We start from the raw sequence: 20115 nt of genomic DNA, 5'->3' as shown, positions 1-20115 counted from the left end.
CGATGCCCCAACAAAAAGACCTGAATAATCCAGGTCTTTTTGTTTAAGTCTTTAGGCTACGTTAAATTATTTTCCTTGAACTTTTTGTTCAATTTCTTCAATGTTGGTATGACGCACATCAAAACCTTTCGCCATATAAATGACTTGTTCTGAAATATTACGTGCATGATCACCAATACGCTCCAATGAGCGCAATACCCACATCACATTAATAACACGACTAATATGTCGAGGATCTTCAATCATATACGTCATGAGTGTACGTGTTGCCGACTGATACTCACGGTCAATATCTGCATCTGCCAACAAAACTTTTAATGCTTGTTCAGCATCGACACGGGCAAAAGCATCCAAAGCATCATGAATCATGACACGAACTTGATTGCCAATATGGCGTGTTTCCATATAGCCACGAGGTGACTCACCTTCTTCGCACAATGTCTGTGCAATACGGGCGATTTTTGCGGCTTCATCACCAATCCGTTCTAAATCCGTGTTTGCCTTACTCATCGCAATCACCATGCGCAAATCAATTGCCGCGGGATGACGACGTGCCAAAATCAAGGTCAGTGCTTCATCGATTTCACGTTCATAACGGTTGACGGTATTGTCTTGAAACTGCACATCTATTGCCATATTGGCATTGGTATCTAACAAAGCATGCACCGCATTTGCCACTTGTTGCTCTACTAAACCACCCATGGTCATAAATTTGGTATTTACATCCTGTAGATCTTCATTGAATTGTGAAGAAATGTGATGGTTTAATACAGGATTACTTGGGCTCAAAGTTTGATACTCCACAGGCAACAAATGCGACTTTTTAGACTTAATATTAAACCATAGCAATGATGAACATTTTATGACAAGTATTTTTCTTTTAGATGAACTTTCATTGAAGCAATGTTGATTTTTCATCTTCAAGATTTAGCTCAAATCATAGCACTCACTTTATATAATTTATATATACTGACATTTAATTTAAGATAAACCGCAGGCTTATTTTTAGGCAAATTATTCAATAAATGAACGCTGCATAGCCATGAAAAAATTTGCCATTTCCGTTAAAATCGTAACGTTTCATTATCACAAAACTACAAAATATTTCATTTATTTAGCTTTGATTCAGCGACAATAGCAAAGTACCACATTGAGCTTCCTTGTTATATCGGTCTAATGAAATTTCCTCGCAACCCTATTCATTATCTCATTTCGAGCATACTCGTAGTTTTGAGTGGCTTGGTGGTGGTCGCGTGTCAAAAACCAACAACGGATATCGTACAAGAGTCAAAGGAAGCACCAAAAACAGAAAATCCTGTTCCTGATCTGACGCAAATTTGTCAAAATCTAAAAAATGAAATGTTGGCAATTAATCCGCAAAGAACAACTTTAGCGATTGAACAGGTGAATCAAGACATTCGCATGTGCTTACCTTTGTTAAAATCTACAGAACAAATGGAACTCATGCATCAATCCAAAAAGATGTACCAACAATTTCTACAAATAGATCGAACATCAGAACAACAGCAAGCATTTGAAAACTATGTGTTAGATCAGGCAGCATATCCCACCATTCAGCAGAATAAATTTGAACAACTCAATTTGCGCGATCAATATTTATTGCGCCATAAAGGACAGGCTTATATTGAGTTAACAGACCAGACTGAGGATGCAATCAACTATCGCCGAAGCCCGCAGTATTTGGCAAAAGTTTTTGCACCTTATCTGCAAGCACCTGAACAAGTATTTATCGAAAATCTGGCAGAGCAAAATGCGCAACCGCTTTTCAAAAATAATAAATTGAACCTTGAGCCTGATGAAATTGCCAAGCGCGCTAAATTTTGGCAAGAATATCTTGTGACGTATCCAAATACCATTTTTCTACATGACGCGCGCTTTTTAAAAAATGCTTACAGCAGCTTGTTATTTTTAGGTACAGAAGGCTCGCCCATTTCGATGAATTTTGAAAATCAAAATGATATAGATGTCTCAAGTTGGTTGGTCATCGAACATTTGTCTAAAACAAATGAAGGGGAGCTTTCAGTCCAAGCCAAGAAATTTATACAATTCGTACAAATGACGCCTGAACAACGCCAACAAAAAATTCAAATCAGTGAAAAAGAACGCTTAAAATTAGAAAATCGCCCTCAATTATTGGCACTTTCTCAACTCAATCAATATTTAAATTTAAGTCCAATTGATTTTAAACATGTCAAAAAAGACTGCTTTAGTGATGCAATTTGTTCTAATACATAGATTTCTTTTCAGCTCAATTTTTATTATCCTTTCACTATTCAAAAAACTCACAACAATTGTCATACCATGAACTTTCTACAAAAAAGTGTTCCATTTGCTGCTATTTTTATTTTTACCTTGCTCAGTGCTTGTCAAAAACATGAAAATAATCAAAAAACTGAAGCCGTTAAAACATCTACATCTGAGATTGATGCCACTGAAGCCTCTCGTCCTAAAGGACCTGCTCAAGATTGTAGCCAAATCGATTCAAGTATTCAAAAGTTAGAAAAAACAGTGGTTGCTGAGGATTTGCATGATCTCAATCAATGGTTTAGAAACTGTTTATCAACTGTACCCTTAAAAACTCGTTATCAATGGCAAGCAAAATCTGAAGACATTTATCAGAAACTTGTGATGGATGCTTCACCTCAAGTATTCCAATATTTGACTGATTCTCTTGCAGAAGGTCAGTCTATGACAGCAAAGCAAAAACAAGAACTATATAAAAAGTTAAAACCGAGTGAGAAATACTTGGTAGATCATGCAAAAGACTTATATTTAGAAAAATTTTATGTGGGTGAAGGTGAATATACGTTTACCCGAAATCCACAATATGATCTCGATATTTTTGCACCCTCTTTAGAAAAATCAGATCAAGTTTATTTTAAACAAATCCGTAAAGAGTATACAGGAGCAAACTATATACTGGATGCTGGATTGGCAATTAGTTTTAATGAAGTCGCCAACCGCTTATTATTTTGGGAAAAATTCAATAAAGACTACCCTAAAAACCATTATAAACCTCAAGTTTCAGAAAACATTGAACAATATCGTCGTGCTCTTTTTCAAGGCGATGACAATACCCGTACCCTATGGTTTGATGATGACAAAATTGCAGATGAAGAAGCCATGAAAGCCATTGAGAAAGTTGCCAAAAGCCAAACGGCAAGCCGTCAGACTGCACAAAGCTTCCTAAATTTGATCAATAAGAGTGAAACGCTTTGGCAACAAATGCCAAAGCCATCTAGAGAAAATACTCAAGATGAAACCCCTGAACAACAAAACATTCAAGAGCAACGTACAGCATTTGAACAAAAAATAAGGAAGCAGGTTGAAGAAATTCTTGCTCAAAAAAATAATTAAATTTGATAGGAGTATGTCATCACATTCCCGATGAGAACATGCTAATATTTAAACATCGCTTGACGGAGCGCGAGTAATTCCTCGCTGAGATTTAGTCAGTTTTGCATCTCCTTGCCAAAACTTAAACTAAAGTACCGTTGAACCTGATCAGGTTAAGACCTGCGTAGGAATCAAGCATCTAAAAACTGACAGCCCAAAGTTTATCTATTTTTTTAGAAATACAGCGCCATGCTTATGGTCATTGTGTTGCATCAAATAGACTAAATTTGCCACCGTTTTTGGTCGTGCTTGATTCGTTGATGTCATTCATAAGGATCATTGTAATGAACCAATTAACGAATCTATCCCCTGCTGATCAATTGGCTCAACATGAGCAAGAAGCCAAAGATCTCACTCGAATTTTACCCGCGTCTAAAAAAGTCTATATTCAAGGTTCACGCCCTGACATTCAGGTTCCGATGCGTGAAATTGAACTCACCGATACCCCTACAGGTTTAGGTGGGGAAAAAAATCCACCAGTGATGGTTTATGACACATCAGGGGTTTATACCGACCCGAATGTCAAGATCGACCTCAATCAAGGTTTGCCCAATGTTCGTGAAACATGGATTGCTGAACGTAACGACACTGAACGCTTAAACACCCTAACTTCTAAGTTCGGACAAGAGCGCCTCAAAGATATTCGTACAGCTGAAATCCGTTTTGCACATATTCAAAAGCCTCGTCGCGCCAAAGCAGGACATAATGTCAGCCAAATGCATTATGCCAAGCAAGGAATCATTACCCCTGAAATGGAATATATTGCGATTCGTGAAAATCAACGTCAACGTGAAGGCGTCGATATGCGTCAACATGCAGGACAAAATTTTGGTGCACATAATCTGATGGAAATCACGCCTGAATTTGTGCGCAAAGAAGTCGCTGAAGGTCGCGCCATCATTCCTGCAAATATTAACCATCCAGAATGTGAACCGATGATTATCGGACGTAATTTCTTGGTTAAGATCAATGCCAATATTGGTAACTCTGCACTGGGTTCATCGATTGATGAAGAAGTTGCAAAAATGACATGGGCAACGCGTTGGGGCGCAGATACCATTATGGATCTGTCGACGGGTAAAAATATTCATGAAACACGTGAATGGATTATTCGCAACTCTCCTGTACCAATTGGTACTGTTCCGATTTATCAAGCACTTGAGAAAGTCGATGGGGTTGCAGAAGACCTGACGTGGGAAATCTTTAAAGACACCTTGATCGAACAAGCTGAACAAGGCGTGGACTACTTTACTATTCATGCAGGTGTGTTATTGCGCTATGTTCCATTAACCGCAAATCGTTTGACGGGGATTGTGTCACGTGGTGGCTCAATTATGGCGCAATGGTGTTTGGCGCATCATGAAGAAAATTTCCTTTATACGCATTTCGATGAAATCTGTGAAATCATGAAAGCTTATGATGTCTCGTTCAGTCTAGGTGATGGTTTACGTCCAGGCTGTATCCAAGATGCCAATGATGAAGCACAATTTTCAGAATTACGCACCTTGGGTGAACTCACCCATCGTGCATGGCAACATGATGTTCAAGTGATGATTGAAGGTCCAGGGCATGTTCCAATGCATATGGTCAAAGAAAATATGGACTTGCAACTTGAAGTTTGTCAGGAAGCACCGTTCTATACACTTGGACCACTAACAACGGATATTGCACCTGGTTATGACCACATTACCTCTGCGATAGGCGCGGCAATGATTGGTTGGTATGGTACAGCAATGCTGTGTTATGTCACACCAAAAGAGCATTTGGGATTACCCAACAAAAAAGATGTCAAAGACGGCATCATCACGTACAAAATCGCCGCACATGCAGCAGATTTAGCTAAAGGTCATCCAGGCGCACAGGTACGCGACAATGCGCTCTCTAAAGCACGTTTTGAATTCCGCTGGGAGGATCAATTCAATCTGAGTTTGGACCCTGATACCGCTCGCTCTATGCATGATGAAACTATGCCGAAAGAAGCACATAAATCAGCGCATTTCTGCTCCATGTGCGGACCGAAGTTTTGTTCGATGAAAATCACCCAAAATGTTCGTGACTACGCACAAAATCAGCAACATGCTGAGCAAGCCACTTCAAGCCAAACGGTGATAGAGGATGGTCTTAAAACCATGAAATCTGTCTATCATGAGCAAGGACAAAAGTTGTACCACAAAGTGTAAAGTTAAAAAAAACTTTTGCCTTTGCCTATTTCTCAGTTAGGATGAAGTGAATATGTTTCATCCTAACTACACACATGAACATCATTCAGCAAGCAACTTACACCCATAACGATGTAAAAATTAAATCTCGAGAATATGCTTTTCAGGGCTTTGTTCAAGTCGAAAAAGTCAGCTTGCAGCACCGATTATTTAACCAAACCGAATATACATCAAACATCCAACGTGAGTTAGTTCGTCGCAAAGAAGCCGCGGGTGTTTTGATTTATAATGATCAACGACAAAAATTCGCACTGATTGAACAATTTCGCGTTGGTGCAATTGATGACCCAATTTCACCTTGGCAATTAGAAATTATTGCAGGGGTATTGGATGGTGATGAATCTCCAGAAACCTGTATTCGAAGAGAAAGTCTTGAAGAATCTGGCTGTGAGCTTGAACATATTCAAGCTCTTTTTAGTTTCTATCCATCGGCTGGCGCATGTGATGAAATTTTTCATCTTTATACTGCTCAAGCGGAGTTGCCTGCCGAAGGCGGTATTTTTGGAATGCCCGATGAAGGTGAAAATATTCAACTTCATATCATCGACTATGCAGATCTTAGTATATTATTACAAAGTAATCGTTTAAAAAATGCACCAGTGATAATGGCTTTACAATGGCTACAACAGCACTTGCGTACACTTGAAAATGTCTAGGGGAAAGACATGCAATCAAAGATATTGCAGCAAACCGATAAAGATAAAGTGATCATACAAATCACAGATACACACTTAATGGATAAGCCTGATGCAAAGTTTGTCGGGATCAACCCTGAGGAAAGCTTTCATGCCGTTATGGAAGATGTTCAGCAGCGCTTTCCAAATGCTGATTTGATTCTACATACTGGGGATTTGGCCCAAGCAGCTTATCCGGAAACCTATGCACGCTATTTAAATTATATGCGGGGCTTTGGCATTGATTTTTATCATATCCCAGGAAATCATGACAATCTGAGTTTTTTCCCCTTTCATGTACCTGAACCAGAACCCACAGTGATTGAGCTTGATCAATGGTGCATTATTCTGCTTAACAGTACAGTGAGTGGGCGTACAGATGGAAAGATTCAACCTGAACAATTGGTTCGCCTAAAACAACGCTTAGAGCAACTTCGAGACAAGTTTGTGATTGTTGCCTGTCATCACAATCCTTTTGAAATGCACTCAAAATGGCTAGATCAACACAAATTAAAAAATGCCGATGAATTAAAAGCAGTGCTCGAACCATTTAACAATATCAAGCTATTATTACATGGGCATGTACATCAAGAGTCTTATAACGAGTGGAATGGCATACAGTTTATTTCTACACCAGCCACCTGTGTCCAATTTAAACCGCTTAGCCAAGAGTTTTCATTTGACCCAATTGCACCTGGTTACCGTTGCTTACATTTAAAAGCCAATGGTGAGTTTGAGACCTATGTACATCGACTTGACCACTTCAATGTTACAATTAATGAAGAAATTTCAGGTTACTAGCTTTTCATTTTGTTTTTTTTCCATTAAGTTATTCGTCCAACAAGATATGCAGAAAGTCGAATTCAGGGCGAGGTGACTTTCATCTTTGTAAAAAAATCTATATGATGACGCCCCCGATAGATTCATTCTGTTGGTAGTGATAAAAATACTTGCATATCACCATATTTTTTGCGTATAGATAGTACGTATATGATGAGGAATGCCCTTTATGGCGAATGACAACCAAAATCAAGTCTTGGATGAGCAAACAGCAATGATGGATGATAAGTCTGCAAAGCGTGTACGCAAAGCCAAGCCAAAGACCAATGAAAACGGTACTACAGCAAGTCTATTCGGTATCGAGCCTTATCAGCCAAAGAAAAATGAAGAATATATGTCTGAGGGGCAGCTCGAACATTTCCGTCAAATTTTGCTGGCTTGGAAGGCAGAGTTAATGTCGGAAGTGGATCGCACTTTAAATACGATGCAAGACGAATCTTCTTCTTTACCTGATGTAAACGATCGTGCAACACAGGAAGAAGAGTTTGCAATTGAATTACGTACTCGTGATCGTGAACGTAAATTGATTCGCAAAATCGAACAGTCTATCGAAGCCATTAAAAATGATGACTATGGTTTCTGTGAAACTTGTGGTATCGAAATCGGTTTACGTCGTTTAGAAGCACGTCCTACTGCAACTTTATGTATCGACTGTAAAACACTTGCAGAGATCAAAGAGAAGCAAAACAACGGTTAAACACTGTGTCTGCACATTCCTCCCCGACCCTTCCTGATGTTAAGGAAGGGAGGAAGCATGACCAATATAAAGGACGATTTGCACCTTCGCCCACAGGTCCTCTACACTTCGGTTCATTAATTACTGCTGTTGCCAGTTATTGCGATGCAAAAGCACATAGAGGGCAATGGATCGTCCGTATAGAAGATACGGATATTCCTCGCATCTATCCCGATAGCGAACAACACATCTTACAATGTTTAGATGCTTTTGGATTTGAATCTGATGTTGAAATCATTTATCAAAGACAACGCATTGCAATTTATGAATCTGTTATCGACCAGCTCAAACAACACAATTGGGTATATGCTTGTGCGTGTACTCGAAAGATTCTTGGTTCAAACCATATCTATACAGGCACATGTCGAGATAAACAGCTTGAGTTTAAAGATCAAGCCATTCGTGTAAAAGTCACAGATCAAAACATTTGCTTCCATGATCGTTTGCAAGGGCTACATTGCTCTAACTTACAACATGATCTTGGTGACTTTGTCCTTAAGCGCCGTGACGGCATCATCAACTATCAATTGGCAGTCGTTGTAGATGACTATTTACAAGGAATTAACCATATCGTACGTGGTTCAGACTTATTGGATAATACTGAACGTCAAATATGGCTAGGGCAACTTCTTGGCTATCCAGCAATTGAGTATATGCACCTTCCGCTCGCCATGAATGAACAAGGTCAAAAGCTCTCAAAGCAAAATCTTGCTCATGCACTAAATATTGAAAATGCAGCGCCCCTACTTTCACAGGCAATTCTCGCATTGGGTCAGGCACCTGTAGACTTAGATCAGCCTGCACATATGTTGGCTCAAGCTGTGCAACAATGGGATATTTCACGTATCCCCCAAGGCATCCATTTAACCGGCATTTATCAATAATCACAGTGCTTATATCAACAATAAAAATGCTATAAGTTCACAGCACATCTCACAAAAAAGCCATTTGATCACAAATGGCTTTTGAAGTATTCAAGCTAAGGAAAATTCTAAAAACTCGATTCTTCCCTTGCTGGGTTGGCTTCTTTGGTTGTTGCATCAATTTTTAAAATCAAACTGATCATGACTGCGCACATAATCAAAGATGAACCCCCATAACTAATAAATGGCAGGGTCAAACCTTTGGTCGGCAACATGCCCATATTCATTCCTGCATTGACCAGAATTTGCAGTAAGAAAATAATACTAATTCCGTAAGCTAAATAGCCAGCACGTAAATACTGATGATTTAAAGCGCGCTGACCAATTCGAATACAACAAATCAGCATCACAAATGAAAGCAATAACACCGTCGCAATCCCAAAGAAACCAAACTCTTCACCCAAGATCGCCAACATAAAGTCTGTATGCGCCTCAGGTAAATAAGACATCTTTTGAATACTGTGCCCTAAACCGACTCCAAACCACTCACCTCGCCCAAATGCCATCAAGGCATTGGACAATTGATAACCCGAACCTAAAGGGTCAGCCCATGGATTAGAGAATGACATCAAACGCTCATAACGGTAAGGTTCGAATACAATCAAGGAAACAAACGCAACCAGAATGGCACCAAAAGCGAAACCAAACTGAATCATCGGCGCACCAGCAAGGAAAAACACCCCTAACATCGATACCGCAATCACTACTGTTGCCCCGAGATCAGGCTCTGCAATAATTAACCCTACCGTCAGTAACATTACGACACCGAGTCGAACCAAGCCTTTAATATTGTTTCGAACCTCTTCAGCACGACGAACCACATAATCAGCAGTAAAAATTGCCATCATCACCTTGGCAACTTCTGTCGCCTGCAAGGTGAAACCGCCGACACGAATCCAACGTGTAGAACCGTTTACCTCTGTTCCCACCACTAAAACAGCAAGTAACAGTAGAATAGTGATCAACCACAAAGGAAAGGTGTTTTTAAACCACAGATTCAGCGAAATCCGATAGGTCACTACAGCGGCTAGAAAAGCCACCACAATTGAAATCGCATGACGAATGACATAATGGAATTCGTTTTCATGCATCCGCTCCGCATACGGCATTGACGCTGAAGCAACCATCACGGTACCGATACACAATAGTGAGATGACACAAAACAGCAATACATTACGTGGGGTAATTTCTGCGGGCAATTTTGGCATCCAACGTTCATACGCTTGATGAAGTTTACTTATTGTCGTCTGAGCTAACCCAGCCATACTTTATTTTCCTTATGATTCTTTTAGTTTAGCGCATTTACATATTCAACAAAGCGATGACCGCGTTGCGGATAACCTGTAAACATATCAAAACTTGCACATGCTGGTGATAATAACACCACATCCTGTGCTTGCGTATGTTGCTGACACAGCGCCACAGCTTCCTGTAGCGTTTCAGCATGCAATAGCTCAGTTGTGCCTTGAATTGCTTTTTCGATCACAGGTCGATCTTCACCGATCAGTACCGCCAGTTTGGCATATTTTTCTAAGGACTGGCGTAAAGCAGTAAAATCTTGCCCTTTGCCTTGACCACCTAGAATAATCGCCACTTTGCCACCTTGCGCTTCAATTGCAGCACCTAAACCATCTAAAGCAGCCAAAGTTGCTCCAATATTGGTCCCTTTAGAATCATTATAATAGCGAACACCCGCCACTTCTTTAACGAACTCACAACGATGCTCTAAACCCTTGAAGGTCTTGAGTGTTTCCAACATCTTGTCTATCGGTAGACCAATCGCTTCACCTAAAGCCAAACATGCCAAAGCATTCGCAACATTATGCGTACCTTGGATGTACATCTCTGAACTTTTCAACAATCGTTCACGACCACGCGCTAACCAGATCGTACCATTGTCTTCTCTGAGAATACCGTATTGTTTTAAATCAGGTGCATTGAGACCAAAGCTTTGCATTGGGGTTACATCTGGAACCAACGGGCGAGTGAGTGAGTCATCACGGTTAAACACCACTTTTTTCACACCTTGGAAAATACGATGTTTCGCCGCATGATAACCCGCCATATCACCATGACGATCCAAATGGTCTTCACTCATATTTAACACCACAGCAACTTCAGCATTTAAATTTGAAGTGGTTTCAAGCTGGAAGCTCGACAGTTCAAGAATATAGACATCAGGATCATCACGCGTTAGATCCAAGGCTGGACGTCCAAGATTGCCTCCAACAGCAACTTTAACGCCTGCATCCTGCGCCATTAAACCTATTAAGGTCGTTACCGTACTCTTGGCATTTGAGCCAGTAATGGCAACAATTGGTTTATCTGTTGCACGACGTAAAATCTGAATCTCACTGACGACTGGAATCCCTTTGGCGATCGCCGCTTGAATCTCTGGCAGTTTAATATCCAATCCCGGGCTAATGACAATTTCTTCCGCTTGCAACAGCAAATCTTGGTCCAATTTACCAAAACTGGTTTGCACTGTTGCTGGAATTTGATCGTGTCCTGGTGGGAGTTGACGTGAATCAGTGACTGCAACACGGTAGCCATTTTCATGCAGAAAATTTACAGCTGAAACGCCTGAAATTCCAAGCCCAGCCACAACTTTTAAACCACCACGTTGTATCAACATTTTTTCCCACCAGCATTAAGATTTTAAAACTTGCAAAATGTTAGCACTTTGGCGATTTGAAAGCTTTTTATGTTTGCAGTTTCTGAAGTTTTTTTTGTGTCAGTGCGTAAAAATATCGTCATATTATTCTGATTTATTGCGATGGCTTTTTTTAAATTTCTTCGATGATAACCTGCGATCATATGATAGATACCAATCAGCCGAATGTTGGGTACAACATTCGGCTGATTGGTATCTATTCTCAATGTGTTTAGAATGAATCGATCAATAGCGACAGTAGATTACCTGCCCCATAACCTGCACCCAACAACAGCGCAATCCAAATCCAGCCACCCAACACGTTATACAGCATGAATACAGGCATTTTCATATGTCCTGCACCTGCTGCGAATGGAGCGAACGAACGAACAAAAGGTACAAAACGTGCAACAAGAATCGTTTTACCCCCATGACGCTCAAAATAATGATTGGTCTTTTTAATATATTCAGGCTTAAACCAACGTGAATGCGCATGAAAATACTTAAAGCCTAAAGCCCGCCCTGTATAGTAGTTGACGATATAACCTAAAATAGAAGCAATGATCAGCAACACCCCCATATAATGAAGATGAACCGATTCAGCAGTCGAGCATAGGGCACCAACAGCGATCAATAAGCTATCACCGGGGAGAAAAAACATAAAGATTGAGCCAGTTTCTGCAAAAATAATCAAAAACAAAATGGCATAAATCCATAGCCCATAATTTTCTAAGAAAGTGGGCAATAATTGTTCTAAATGCAATAAAAAATCAAGCAATACTCAACTCTCTTCAAAGAAGTATCCACAATATATTAGTCTAATTTAACCATGTAAATATTAAAAAGCCTAAATTAATTAGGCTTTTTCGATCTTAGCGTCTATTTGAGTTATTTTAAAAAACCATTCTTAGCGAGAAATTCCATGCTCAGTTTTGATTCAGCTTTAACCTCAGCGGCTTTATCACCGAGCAGTAAACGCTCGATATAACGTGCCAATACATCAACTTCCAAGTTCACCTTGGCGCCCACTTTCCATGTTCCAATATTGGTACGTTCAGCAGTATGTGGAATCAAATTGAGACTGAGAATATTGCCACGTAAATGATTGATGGTTAAGCTAATTCCATCTACAGTGATCGAACCTTTTTCAGCCAAATATTTAGCGATTTCAACAGGTGCAGTTACCTCAAAATATAGCGAACGTGCATCTGAACGAACTACGGTAATTTCACCCACTGCATCGACATGCCCACTGACAATATGACCGCCAAAGCGTGTGGTTGGCAACATTGCTTTTTCAACATTCACCACTTGTCCAACGTTCCAACTTGCCAAAGTTGAACGATTCAGACTTTCACGAGAAACATCGGCAGCATACCAATTGTCTCCCCAGTCAATCACCGTTAAGCAAATGCCATTGGTAGCAATAGAATCACCCAAATGTACATCAGACATATCTAGGTCAGTCTGAATACGCAAGCGCACATCACCACCTACACTTTGTAAGCTGTCAACTTTACCTAAACTTTCAACAATGCCTGTGAACATACTACGACCTACTGCCTCAATCTGAGGGCTGATGAATATCTATTGTGTTGATTACCATATCCCCAGCTTTAATTTAAAGACGAGGATAACAAGATTACCATAAAGCCAGTTGTGTACTCACACCCGATGTATCCACACCACCCAACTCAGCAAAATGGTAAAGTTGCCCCAAAAGCTGACGCAAAGGTGGTCCAGACTTGGCATGCGTATCGGTAATGACAATAAACTCAAGTACACGAGCACGCTCTGACTGACGTTGTTTACTCACGCGATAACGCGGAACATCCTGTGTCAACAAGGTAACTTTGCCACGTTTTAGATTTGCCGCCAATAAATCTTTGGCTTCAATATTTCCATCAGTGGAGTAACTGGTGAGAATATAACGTGCATTAATGGTTTCCAACAGGCTCTCATAAGCTTCTTGTGCATGCTTGGACGAGTTATATGGGCTTGGACGCTCTTTTCGCCATGCGCGATCAATTCCACTTTTAAAACCTTTGGTATCTGGTGTAGGTAGATCGACTTGATCCCAAAGGGTTAATGAATTGAGTACATGATAATTACTGCTGTAAGCGTGTTGGTTATAAGGAGGATCTAAATACGCCACATCCACTTCAAAACCGCTCATCTGGTTTGCCAAATGCTGTGCATCCACACACCACATTTCCGCCATTGGTGTTTTTTGCTTATTGTCACCCACCTCACTAAAACGGCTTGGTGTTAACCACAACAGTGATTCAATTCGTTCTAATGCCGTTTGAGTCTTTCCGCCCCAGCCATGATGAAAACTTTTAAATACACCACTGGTATTACTGACAAAACTGGCTGAGTAAAGCAAAGGGGCAAGTAAGGCACTCATTTCAACATCATCAATAGCGCCTTGTGCCTGCCATGTCGCAATCTGTTGGCGAATTGCATCGATACGCATACCATTACGACGCTTAAAGAACAAACGATCGCGCGCTGGGTCATAAATCTCATCATTACGTGGGCATAAATTATGCGTCACCCAACCTTTGACTTCAGGTAAACGATTTAAATAATCAATGGCTTTTTGATAGCCACCCAATTCTTTAAATGCCGGCGCATCGGTGCAAGCAAGAATGGCATGGTTCAGGGCATGACTATAAGGCTCCCAATCATTGGCAATCACACGATAGCCATTTTGACGAGCCAAACGTGAAACGACTCCGCTACCTGCAAAAAAATCTGCAAAAATAGGCGCACGTTTACCTTTAGGATTCAATGTTCCAGTAATTTCGAGCGCTTCGAGAATCAGGTGCAACAAACGCCGCTTGTTTCCCAAATAAGGAACCAACTGATGAAAAAGATATTCATCTGTTGTACGCGCAGCATGGCGACGTTTATGATAAACCGATGATGTTAACTCTGAATTCATACTGACTCTTGCGCAGGGAGAAGTCTTAAACGAATATCATCACCAAATTGATGAACATCTTTAAGCATAAAACGTAATTGTTGTGCCATGGTTTCAAATTCTGCATTAAACATTGGTCGTGCTGATTGCCCTAAAAAAGTCGGAGCAACATAACTGATTAACTCATCAACCAGTTTTTCCTGTAAAAATGCAGTCGATAAGGTTGCACCAGCTTCAACCAACACATCATAAATTTGAAAATCTTTTAAAGTGCCTAATAAATCTTTTAATGACTGGACGTCTAATTGCACCACACCAAGTTCAGCCAATTCCCGACGAAATGGTCCCATTACCATCACTGTTTCAGGATGCTTAAGCACTTGAGCGGTCAACGGTAAGCGACCTTTCCGATCTAAGATGACACGTTTCGGCTGTACGACTTTTTCCAGTTCCACATTGGCTAAACTTCGAACATTGAGCTGAGGATCATCCGCCAGAATGGTCTCAATCCCAGTAATCACTGCACCTGAAATAGCACGCCAATGTTGTACATCTTGACGAGACTCAGCACCAGTAATCCATTTGGATTCACCTGATGCCATAGCGGTGCGTCCATCTAGACTCGAAGCGACTTTTAAACGCACATAAGGTAAACCCGTTGCCATTGCTTTTAGGAAACCTAAGTTGAGTTGGGTGGCTTGTTGTTCACAAACACCTGTTTCAACAACAATTCCAGCCTGACGTAAAATCTCTACACCTTTACCTGCGACAAGTGGATTTGGGTCTGCACATGCAACGATAACTTTTGCCACACCTGCTTCAACCAAACCTTTTGCACAAGGTGGTGTACGGCCATAATGTGCACAAGGCTCCAAAGTCACATAAGCCGTTGCGCCTTTTGCAGACGCTCCAGCTTGACGCATTGCAAACACTTCTGCATGAGGTTGTCCGGCTTGGGGATGAAAACCCTCTCCAATGAGGACTCCATCTTTGACAATAACGCAACCAACATTTGGATTTGGTCGTGTGGAATACTGTCCAAGCTTGGCGAGCTCAATCGCTTTCTGCATCCAAACCTGATCGATATTGACAGCATCTTCAGACTTAGAGTTTGAATCCAACTCAGACATAAAATTCCTAATTTAATCCTATGAAAAATAAATCAGTGGTCTTGACCACGTGCTTGCATTTGCTCAATTTGATGGCGAAAAGCATCAATATCTTGGAAATCCTGATAAACCGAAGCAAAACGCACATATGCCACATGATCAAGTGCAAACAAAGATTTCATGACAATTTCGCCAATGGTACGTGAACGCACATCACGTTCACCTAAACGACGAATTTGTAATTGAATATCACTAATGACTGTTTCAATTTGCTCTTGAGTCACAGGTCTTTTTTGCAAAGCATGCATCAAAGAACGACGCAATTTTGCTTCATCAAATGGTTCATTTTTACCATCAGACTTGGTTACACGTGGCATCACCACTTCATAACTTTCAAAAGTGGTAAAACGTTCGCCACAACTGATACATTCACGGCGACGACGAATCTGACTACCTTCAGCAGCCAAACGGGAATCGATCACTTTACTATCTGCAGCGTTACAAAATGGACAATGCATAGTGGTTTAATTAAGCAAAATTCATAATTTCAGCTAGTGTAGCAAAAAAACAGGTTTTTGTTGAGGGTTTCGCAAGATATGGAAAAAAAACAGCCCTCACGGGCTGTTTAATACTATATATAGTTATTATTCTAAAAAGCTCTTCTTCTCACCATTTTAATTATTCGATGCGTTCACCATGTTGGCTTAAATCCAAGCCCATACGTTCATCATCATTTTCAACACGGATTCCAATCACCACATCGATAATTTTAAGAAGAATGAATGTCACCACTGCCGAGTAAGCAATCGTTGCCAATACACCCTCTACTTGAACCCATAATTGATGCATCATGTTGGTTGGCGCTTTGTCACCCATAATGAATGAGCTTGCAAAAACTGCTGTTAAAATCGCACCCACGATACCGCCCACACCATGTAGACCAAAGGCATCTAAAGAGTCATCTGCTTTCAAGATACGTTTAAGACCAGAGATTCCCCAGAAACATACCACACCACCAATCAAGCCCATGATCAATGCACCACTGACGGTTACAAAACCCGCAGCTGGCGTAATCACCACAAGACCTGCAACCGCACCTGATGCTGCACCCAATACAGAGCCTTTGCCACGGACAATCTTCTCAACCACTAACCAAGCGATTGCGGCTGCAGCTGCTGCAACTTGAGTTGTCACCAAAGCATATGCTGCTGAACCATTAGCACCTAAAGCTGAACCACCATTGAAACCAAACCAACCTACCCATACCAGACTCGCACCCAATACAGTTAAAGTTAAGTTATGTGGCGCCATAGACTCTTTGCCTAAGCCCATACGTTTACCGAGTAGATATGCAGCAACTAAACCAGCAACACCTGAGTTGATATGAACCACTGTACCACCTGCAAAATCAAGTGCACCGTCATTCATTAACCAACCACCACCCCATACCCAATGTGCAATCGGAGCATAAACAACAATCACCCAAATGGTAATAAAGCTGATCCAAGCGCTGAACTTCATACGATCAGCCACAGAACCACTAATAATGGCAACTGTAATAATCGCAAAAGTCATTTGGAAAATAACAAATAGAATTTCAGGGATACTTCCGCTCAGTGCATCTGTGGTGATGCCAGACAGCATGGCTTTATCTAACCCGCCGATAAAAGCATTGCCAGATCCAAAAGCTAGTGAGTACCCCACAACCACCCATACAATACTTACAATTGCTGCAGCAGTGAAACTTTGTGCCATTGTTGCCAGTACGTTTTTCTTACGAACCATACCACCATAAAACAATGCCAAACCTGGAATCGTCATCAGCAAGACCAATGCTGTAGACACTAAAATCCACGCAGTATCGCCTGTGTTGAGTGTTGGTTTCTCTGCTTCTGGTGCAGGTGCAACTGTTGCAGTTGCCTCAGGTGCAACGCTTGCTGTGGTATCTGTTGTCGCTGTGCTGACATCACTTGCTGATGCAACAGCGGTAGATGCAGGCTCAGTTACGCTTTCTTCTGCCCACGCAACTGATCCGCCAAGAAGTGCGCCAGACAGGCTGAGCGCTAATAGCATTTTTTTCATTCGTATCCCCCAACCTAATTTTGTGAGTTATGTCTTCATCAACATAACCAGCAATCTTCGTGCCAAATTAAACAGCGTCTGGACCTGTTTCACCTGTACGAATACGAATCACTTGCTCTAAATTCGTCACGAAAATTTTTCCGTCACCAATTTTCCCAGTGCTCGCAACACGTGTAATAGATTCAATCACTGAATCTACCATGTCATCACTGATCGCGATTTCAATTTTCACTTTTGGGAGAAAATCCACGACATATTCAGCACCACGGTAAAGTTCTGTATGCCCTTTTTGACGACCAAAACCTTTAACCTCAGTTACGGTAATCCCTTGAACGCCTATATCAGACAAGGCTTCACGCACGTCATCTAATTTAAACGGTTTTACAATTGCAGTTACGAGCTTCATATTGTTTTCCTTCGGCTTATTTCACCAGTAAGGTTTTATGTTCAATTTTCGTGCCAATCTTATTAACGGTTGGGGTGGCTAATTTGATCAACACGTATTGCCTTTATAACCTATTGTATATCCTTAGGTGAAGTTTCAACTTGAAAAAACTCACAATAATGATCATTTTTTTTAAAATTCACTCACGATTTTCTTATCTTTGATGCCTTGATAAACCAATAAAAATTACTCAAGTAAAAATCCATACACGATGTTACACTAGGCAAAGAATATCAACATTTTGGATTCCTCATGATTGAAACATTACTACAAGCAATTTTGGAACAAGTCGATCAACCTAAAAAAGATATCGAACATAACCTACGTGCCTTATTGAACGAAGCTATCAGCAAAATGGACATTGTCTCTAAAGATGAAATCGAGCGTCAAAAAACTGCACTAAATAATGCCAATTTAAGATTGACTGAATTACAAGCGCAAGTAAAAGCACTTGAGGTGCTTATTCAGCATAAAAAATAAACTAAATTTACACAAAAGTGGTGCAAAAATTATAATAATGATTAAAAATAAAGCAAACTTGGAAAATAACAATGTCTTTAGCCAAAATTTATACACGAGGCTTACTTGGATTGCATGCACCTTTAATTGAAGTAGAGGTCCATGTTAGTGCAGGACTACCTTCTTTAACGATTGTTGGTTTGGCAGAAGCAGCCGTTCGTGAAAGTAAGGATCGTGTCCGCTCTGCAATAATCAATAGTGGTTTTCAGTTTCCAACCAAACGCTTGACCATCAATCTGGCACCTGCAGACCTTCCTAAGGATGGCTCTCGCTTAGATCTTCCGATTGCATTAGGAATTCTGATTGCGACAGGTCAACTCCCTGAGAATGTCACAGACGATTTCGAGTTTATTGGTGAGTTAGCACTGGATGGTCATTTAAGACCTGTTACTGGTACATTAACGATTGCAATGGCTTGTCAATTGGCAAAGCACCAATTGATGCTTCCTCAAGAAAATGCTGATGAAGCCGCACAATTACCTGAATTCAAGGTATTTGCTGCACATCATTTAAAACAAGTCTGTGATCATTTTTTAAATACACAAAAAATTGAAGTAACCTCCACACAAAAATCTACTTTGGACAAACAATATAAATTTGATTTGGCTGATGTAAAAGGTCAGTTACGCCCTCGAAGAGCTCTAGAAATTGCCGCTGCAGGTGGACACTCGCTTTTATTTAAAGGGCCGCCGGGAACAGGTAAAACACTTTTAGCTTCACGTTTACCTAGTATTTTGCCTGCATTGAATCCACAAGAAAATCTCGAAGTCGCCAGTATTTATTCCATTGCCAACACTCAACATCACTTTGGGCAGCGACCTTTTCGAGCACCTCATCATACTGCGTCTGCAATTGCCTTGGTAGGAGGTGGATCGAACCCGAAACCTGGAGAAATTACACTTGCACATTTAGGGGTACTTTTCTTGGATGAATTACCCGAGTTTGATAAGAAAGTTCTAGAAGTTTTAAGGCAACCCCTAGAGTCTAAAGAAATCATCATTTCGAGAGCATCAAGACAAATTACCTTTCCAGCAAACTTTCAACTCATCGCAGCAATGAATCCATGTCCTTGTGGTTATGCTTTTAATCAAGATAGCCGTTGCCAGTGCTCAGCTGAATCAATCAAACGTTATCAAAGTCGAATCTCAGGTCCTTTATTGGATCGTATTGATTTACATATCGATGTACCACCCTTAAAAGCTCAAGAATTACAAGATACTACCCCTGTTGAAGATTCAGCAACAGTGCGAGAACGCGTACTCCAAGCTTTTCATTTTCAAATTCAACGCCAAGGCGGATTAAATCACGCGTTATCGCCAAAACAGTTGGAAAAGCATGTAGTTTTGGATGAAACATCCCAAAAGATGATTGAGATGGCACAACAACGCTTAAACTTATCGGCTCGGGCGTATCACCGTATTTTACGAGTTTCTAGAACCATTGCAGATTTAGCACAAAGTGAACAAATTCAAAGTACACATTTGACAGAAGCTTTGTCTTATCGGGGAACGCAGTCTTAGAATCTGACCTATAAATACTAAATCTAACTTTGTGAAATAGGTAAATTGCACC

At 40.6% G+C, this 20115-nt stretch carries 19 protein-coding genes and 1 riboswitch; of the genes, 9 read left to right on the top strand and 10 right to left on the bottom strand.

Annotation, left to right across the window (positions count from 1 at the left end; translation table 11 throughout):
* Positions 1-66: 66 nt before the first annotated feature.
* The gene (gene phoU, locus I9192_RS01350) at positions 67-789 is read right to left on the bottom strand and encodes a phosphate signaling complex protein PhoU (protein ID WP_009584000.1); all 723 of its coding nucleotides are present in this window, start codon (positions 787-789) and stop codon (positions 67-69) included.
* 387 nt (positions 790-1176) lie between these two features.
* Between phoU and I9192_RS01345 the strand changes: the two genes are divergently transcribed.
* From I9192_RS01345 to gluQRS, 7 genes are all read left to right on the top strand, one after another.
* On the top strand, positions 1177-2256 hold the full coding sequence (locus I9192_RS01345; RefSeq protein ID WP_005034423.1) for a hypothetical protein: 1080 nt from the start codon (positions 1177-1179) through the stop codon (positions 2254-2256).
* A gap of 66 nt (positions 2257-2322) precedes the next feature.
* Positions 2323-3378, top strand: a complete 1056-nt coding sequence (locus tag I9192_RS01340) for a hypothetical protein (protein ID WP_005034425.1) — start codon at positions 2323-2325, stop codon at positions 3376-3378.
* A 53-nt stretch (positions 3379-3431) separates the two neighbouring features.
* Positions 3432-3565, top strand: a riboswitch (TPP riboswitch).
* A 136-nt stretch (positions 3566-3701) separates the two neighbouring features.
* A complete protein-coding gene (thiC, locus tag I9192_RS01335) occupies positions 3702-5597 on the top strand; it encodes a phosphomethylpyrimidine synthase ThiC (RefSeq protein WP_004825518.1) in 1896 nt (631 codons plus the stop codon).
* Between the two features lie 74 nt (positions 5598-5671).
* Positions 5672-6292 (top strand): NUDIX domain-containing protein, encoded by a 621-nt coding sequence (locus I9192_RS01330; protein WP_005034427.1) that lies wholly within the window; start codon positions 5672-5674, stop codon positions 6290-6292.
* Positions 6293-6301: 9 nt separating this feature from the next.
* Positions 6302-7111: a 3',5'-cyclic-AMP phosphodiesterase gene (gene cpdA / locus I9192_RS01325; RefSeq protein WP_005034429.1), complete on the top strand. Its 810-nt coding sequence runs from the start codon at positions 6302-6304 to the stop codon at positions 7109-7111.
* Positions 7112-7319: 208 nt separating this feature from the next.
* Positions 7320-7847, top strand: coding sequence for an RNA polymerase-binding protein DksA (dksA, locus tag I9192_RS01320; RefSeq protein WP_005034432.1), 528 nt, complete (start codon positions 7320-7322; stop codon positions 7845-7847).
* Positions 7848-7852: 5 nt separating this feature from the next.
* Positions 7853-8770: a tRNA glutamyl-Q(34) synthetase GluQRS gene (gluQRS, locus tag I9192_RS01315; RefSeq protein WP_005034435.1), complete on the top strand. Its 918-nt coding sequence runs from the start codon at positions 7853-7855 to the stop codon at positions 8768-8770.
* A 107-nt stretch (positions 8771-8877) separates the two neighbouring features.
* Here gluQRS and ftsW read toward each other — a convergent pair whose 3' ends face one another.
* The 9 genes from ftsW to glnK all read right to left on the bottom strand — a co-directional run bounded on the left by ftsW (position 8878) and on the right by glnK (position 17985).
* On the bottom strand, positions 8878-10074 hold the full coding sequence (ftsW, locus tag I9192_RS01310; RefSeq protein ID WP_004825531.1) for a putative lipid II flippase FtsW: 1197 nt from the start codon (positions 10072-10074) through the stop codon (positions 8878-8880).
* Between the two features lie 23 nt (positions 10075-10097).
* Positions 10098-11444 carry a UDP-N-acetylmuramoyl-L-alanine--D-glutamate ligase gene (murD, locus tag I9192_RS01305; RefSeq protein WP_005034438.1) on the bottom strand — a complete coding sequence of 449 codons (1347 nt, stop codon included), beginning with the start codon at positions 11442-11444 and terminating at the stop codon, positions 10098-10100.
* A 250-nt stretch (positions 11445-11694) separates the two neighbouring features.
* Complete coding sequence (locus I9192_RS01300; protein WP_004825534.1) at positions 11695-12240, bottom strand: VTT domain-containing protein; 546 nt, start codon at positions 12238-12240, stop codon at positions 11695-11697.
* Positions 12241-12350: 110 nt separating this feature from the next.
* The gene (locus I9192_RS01295) at positions 12351-13010 is read right to left on the bottom strand and encodes a riboflavin synthase (protein ID WP_005034441.1); all 660 of its coding nucleotides are present in this window, start codon (positions 13008-13010) and stop codon (positions 12351-12353) included.
* Positions 13011-13104: 94 nt separating this feature from the next.
* A complete protein-coding gene (locus I9192_RS01290) occupies positions 13105-14409 on the bottom strand; it encodes a DNA adenine methylase (RefSeq protein WP_004825539.1) in 1305 nt (434 codons plus the stop codon).
* Positions 14406-15518, bottom strand: a complete 1113-nt coding sequence (gene ribD, locus I9192_RS01285) for a bifunctional diaminohydroxyphosphoribosylaminopyrimidine deaminase/5-amino-6-(5-phosphoribosylamino)uracil reductase RibD (RefSeq protein WP_005034444.1) — start codon at positions 15516-15518, stop codon at positions 14406-14408. Before ribD ends, I9192_RS01290 begins: the two co-directional genes overlap by 4 nt.
* A 32-nt stretch (positions 15519-15550) precedes the next feature.
* Positions 15551-16015 (bottom strand): transcriptional regulator NrdR, encoded by a 465-nt coding sequence (gene nrdR, locus I9192_RS01280; RefSeq protein ID WP_004825545.1) that lies wholly within the window; start codon positions 16013-16015, stop codon positions 15551-15553.
* A gap of 160 nt (positions 16016-16175) precedes the next feature.
* A complete protein-coding gene (gene amt, locus I9192_RS01275; RefSeq protein ID WP_004825546.1) occupies positions 16176-17579 on the bottom strand; it encodes an ammonium transporter in 1404 nt (467 codons plus the stop codon).
* 67 nt (positions 17580-17646) lie between these two features.
* Entirely contained in the window at positions 17647-17985 is a 339-nt protein-coding gene (gene glnK, locus I9192_RS01270; protein ID WP_004725283.1) for a P-II family nitrogen regulator, read from the bottom strand.
* Positions 17986-18276: 291 nt separating this feature from the next.
* On the opposite strand from glnK, the gene I9192_RS01265 reads away from it, so the two are divergent.
* Positions 18277-18504 carry an accessory factor UbiK family protein gene (locus I9192_RS01265; protein ID WP_004825547.1) on the top strand — a complete coding sequence of 76 codons (228 nt, stop codon included), beginning with the start codon at positions 18277-18279 and terminating at the stop codon, positions 18502-18504.
* A gap of 71 nt (positions 18505-18575) precedes the next feature.
* Complete coding sequence (locus I9192_RS01260; protein ID WP_005034447.1) at positions 18576-20063, top strand: YifB family Mg chelatase-like AAA ATPase; 1488 nt, start codon at positions 18576-18578, stop codon at positions 20061-20063.
* Positions 20064-20115 lie beyond the last annotated feature (52 nt).

It is taken from the genome of Acinetobacter bereziniae (genome assembly GCF_016576965.1).
Lineage (GTDB): Bacteria > Pseudomonadota > Gammaproteobacteria > Pseudomonadales > Moraxellaceae > Acinetobacter > Acinetobacter bereziniae.
This window is presented reverse-complemented; position numbering and strand designations above follow the sequence as displayed.

Excerpts from the sequence above, each read along its gene's own strand:
- I9192_RS01345 (WP_005034423.1), top strand. The coding sequence starts at position 1,177 with ATGAAATTTCCTCGCAACCCTATTCATTATCTCATTTCGAGCATACTC.
- I9192_RS01340 (WP_005034425.1), top strand. The coding sequence starts at position 2,323 with ATGAACTTTCTACAAAAAAGTGTTCCATTTGCTGCTATTTTTATTTTT.
- thiC (WP_004825518.1), top strand. The coding sequence starts at position 3,702 with ATGAACCAATTAACGAATCTATCCCCTGCTGATCAATTGGCTCAACAT.
- I9192_RS01330 (WP_005034427.1), top strand. The coding sequence starts at position 5,672 with ATGAACATCATTCAGCAAGCAACTTACACCCATAACGATGTAAAAATT.
- cpdA (WP_005034429.1), top strand. The coding sequence starts at position 6,302 with ATGCAATCAAAGATATTGCAGCAAACCGATAAAGATAAAGTGATCATA.
- dksA (WP_005034432.1), top strand. The coding sequence starts at position 7,320 with ATGGCGAATGACAACCAAAATCAAGTCTTGGATGAGCAAACAGCAATG.
- ftsW (WP_004825531.1), bottom strand. The coding sequence starts at position 10,074 with ATGGCTGGGTTAGCTCAGACGACAATAAGTAAACTTCATCAAGCGTAT.
- murD (WP_005034438.1), bottom strand. The coding sequence starts at position 11,444 with ATGTTGATACAACGTGGTGGTTTAAAAGTTGTGGCTGGGCTTGGAATT.
- I9192_RS01295 (WP_005034441.1), bottom strand. The coding sequence starts at position 13,010 with ATGTTCACAGGCATTGTTGAAAGTTTAGGTAAAGTTGACAGCTTACAA.
- I9192_RS01290 (WP_004825539.1), bottom strand. The coding sequence starts at position 14,409 with ATGAATTCAGAGTTAACATCATCGGTTTATCATAAACGTCGCCATGCT.
- ribD (WP_005034444.1), bottom strand. The coding sequence starts at position 15,518 with ATGTCTGAGTTGGATTCAAACTCTAAGTCTGAAGATGCTGTCAATATC.
- nrdR (WP_004825545.1), bottom strand. The coding sequence starts at position 16,015 with ATGCATTGTCCATTTTGTAACGCTGCAGATAGTAAAGTGATCGATTCC.
- amt (WP_004825546.1), bottom strand. The coding sequence starts at position 17,579 with ATGAAAAAAATGCTATTAGCGCTCAGCCTGTCTGGCGCACTTCTTGGC.
- glnK (WP_004725283.1), bottom strand. The coding sequence starts at position 17,985 with ATGAAGCTCGTAACTGCAATTGTAAAACCGTTTAAATTAGATGACGTG.
- I9192_RS01265 (WP_004825547.1), top strand. The coding sequence starts at position 18,277 with ATGATTGAAACATTACTACAAGCAATTTTGGAACAAGTCGATCAACCT.
- I9192_RS01260 (WP_005034447.1), top strand. The coding sequence starts at position 18,576 with ATGTCTTTAGCCAAAATTTATACACGAGGCTTACTTGGATTGCATGCA.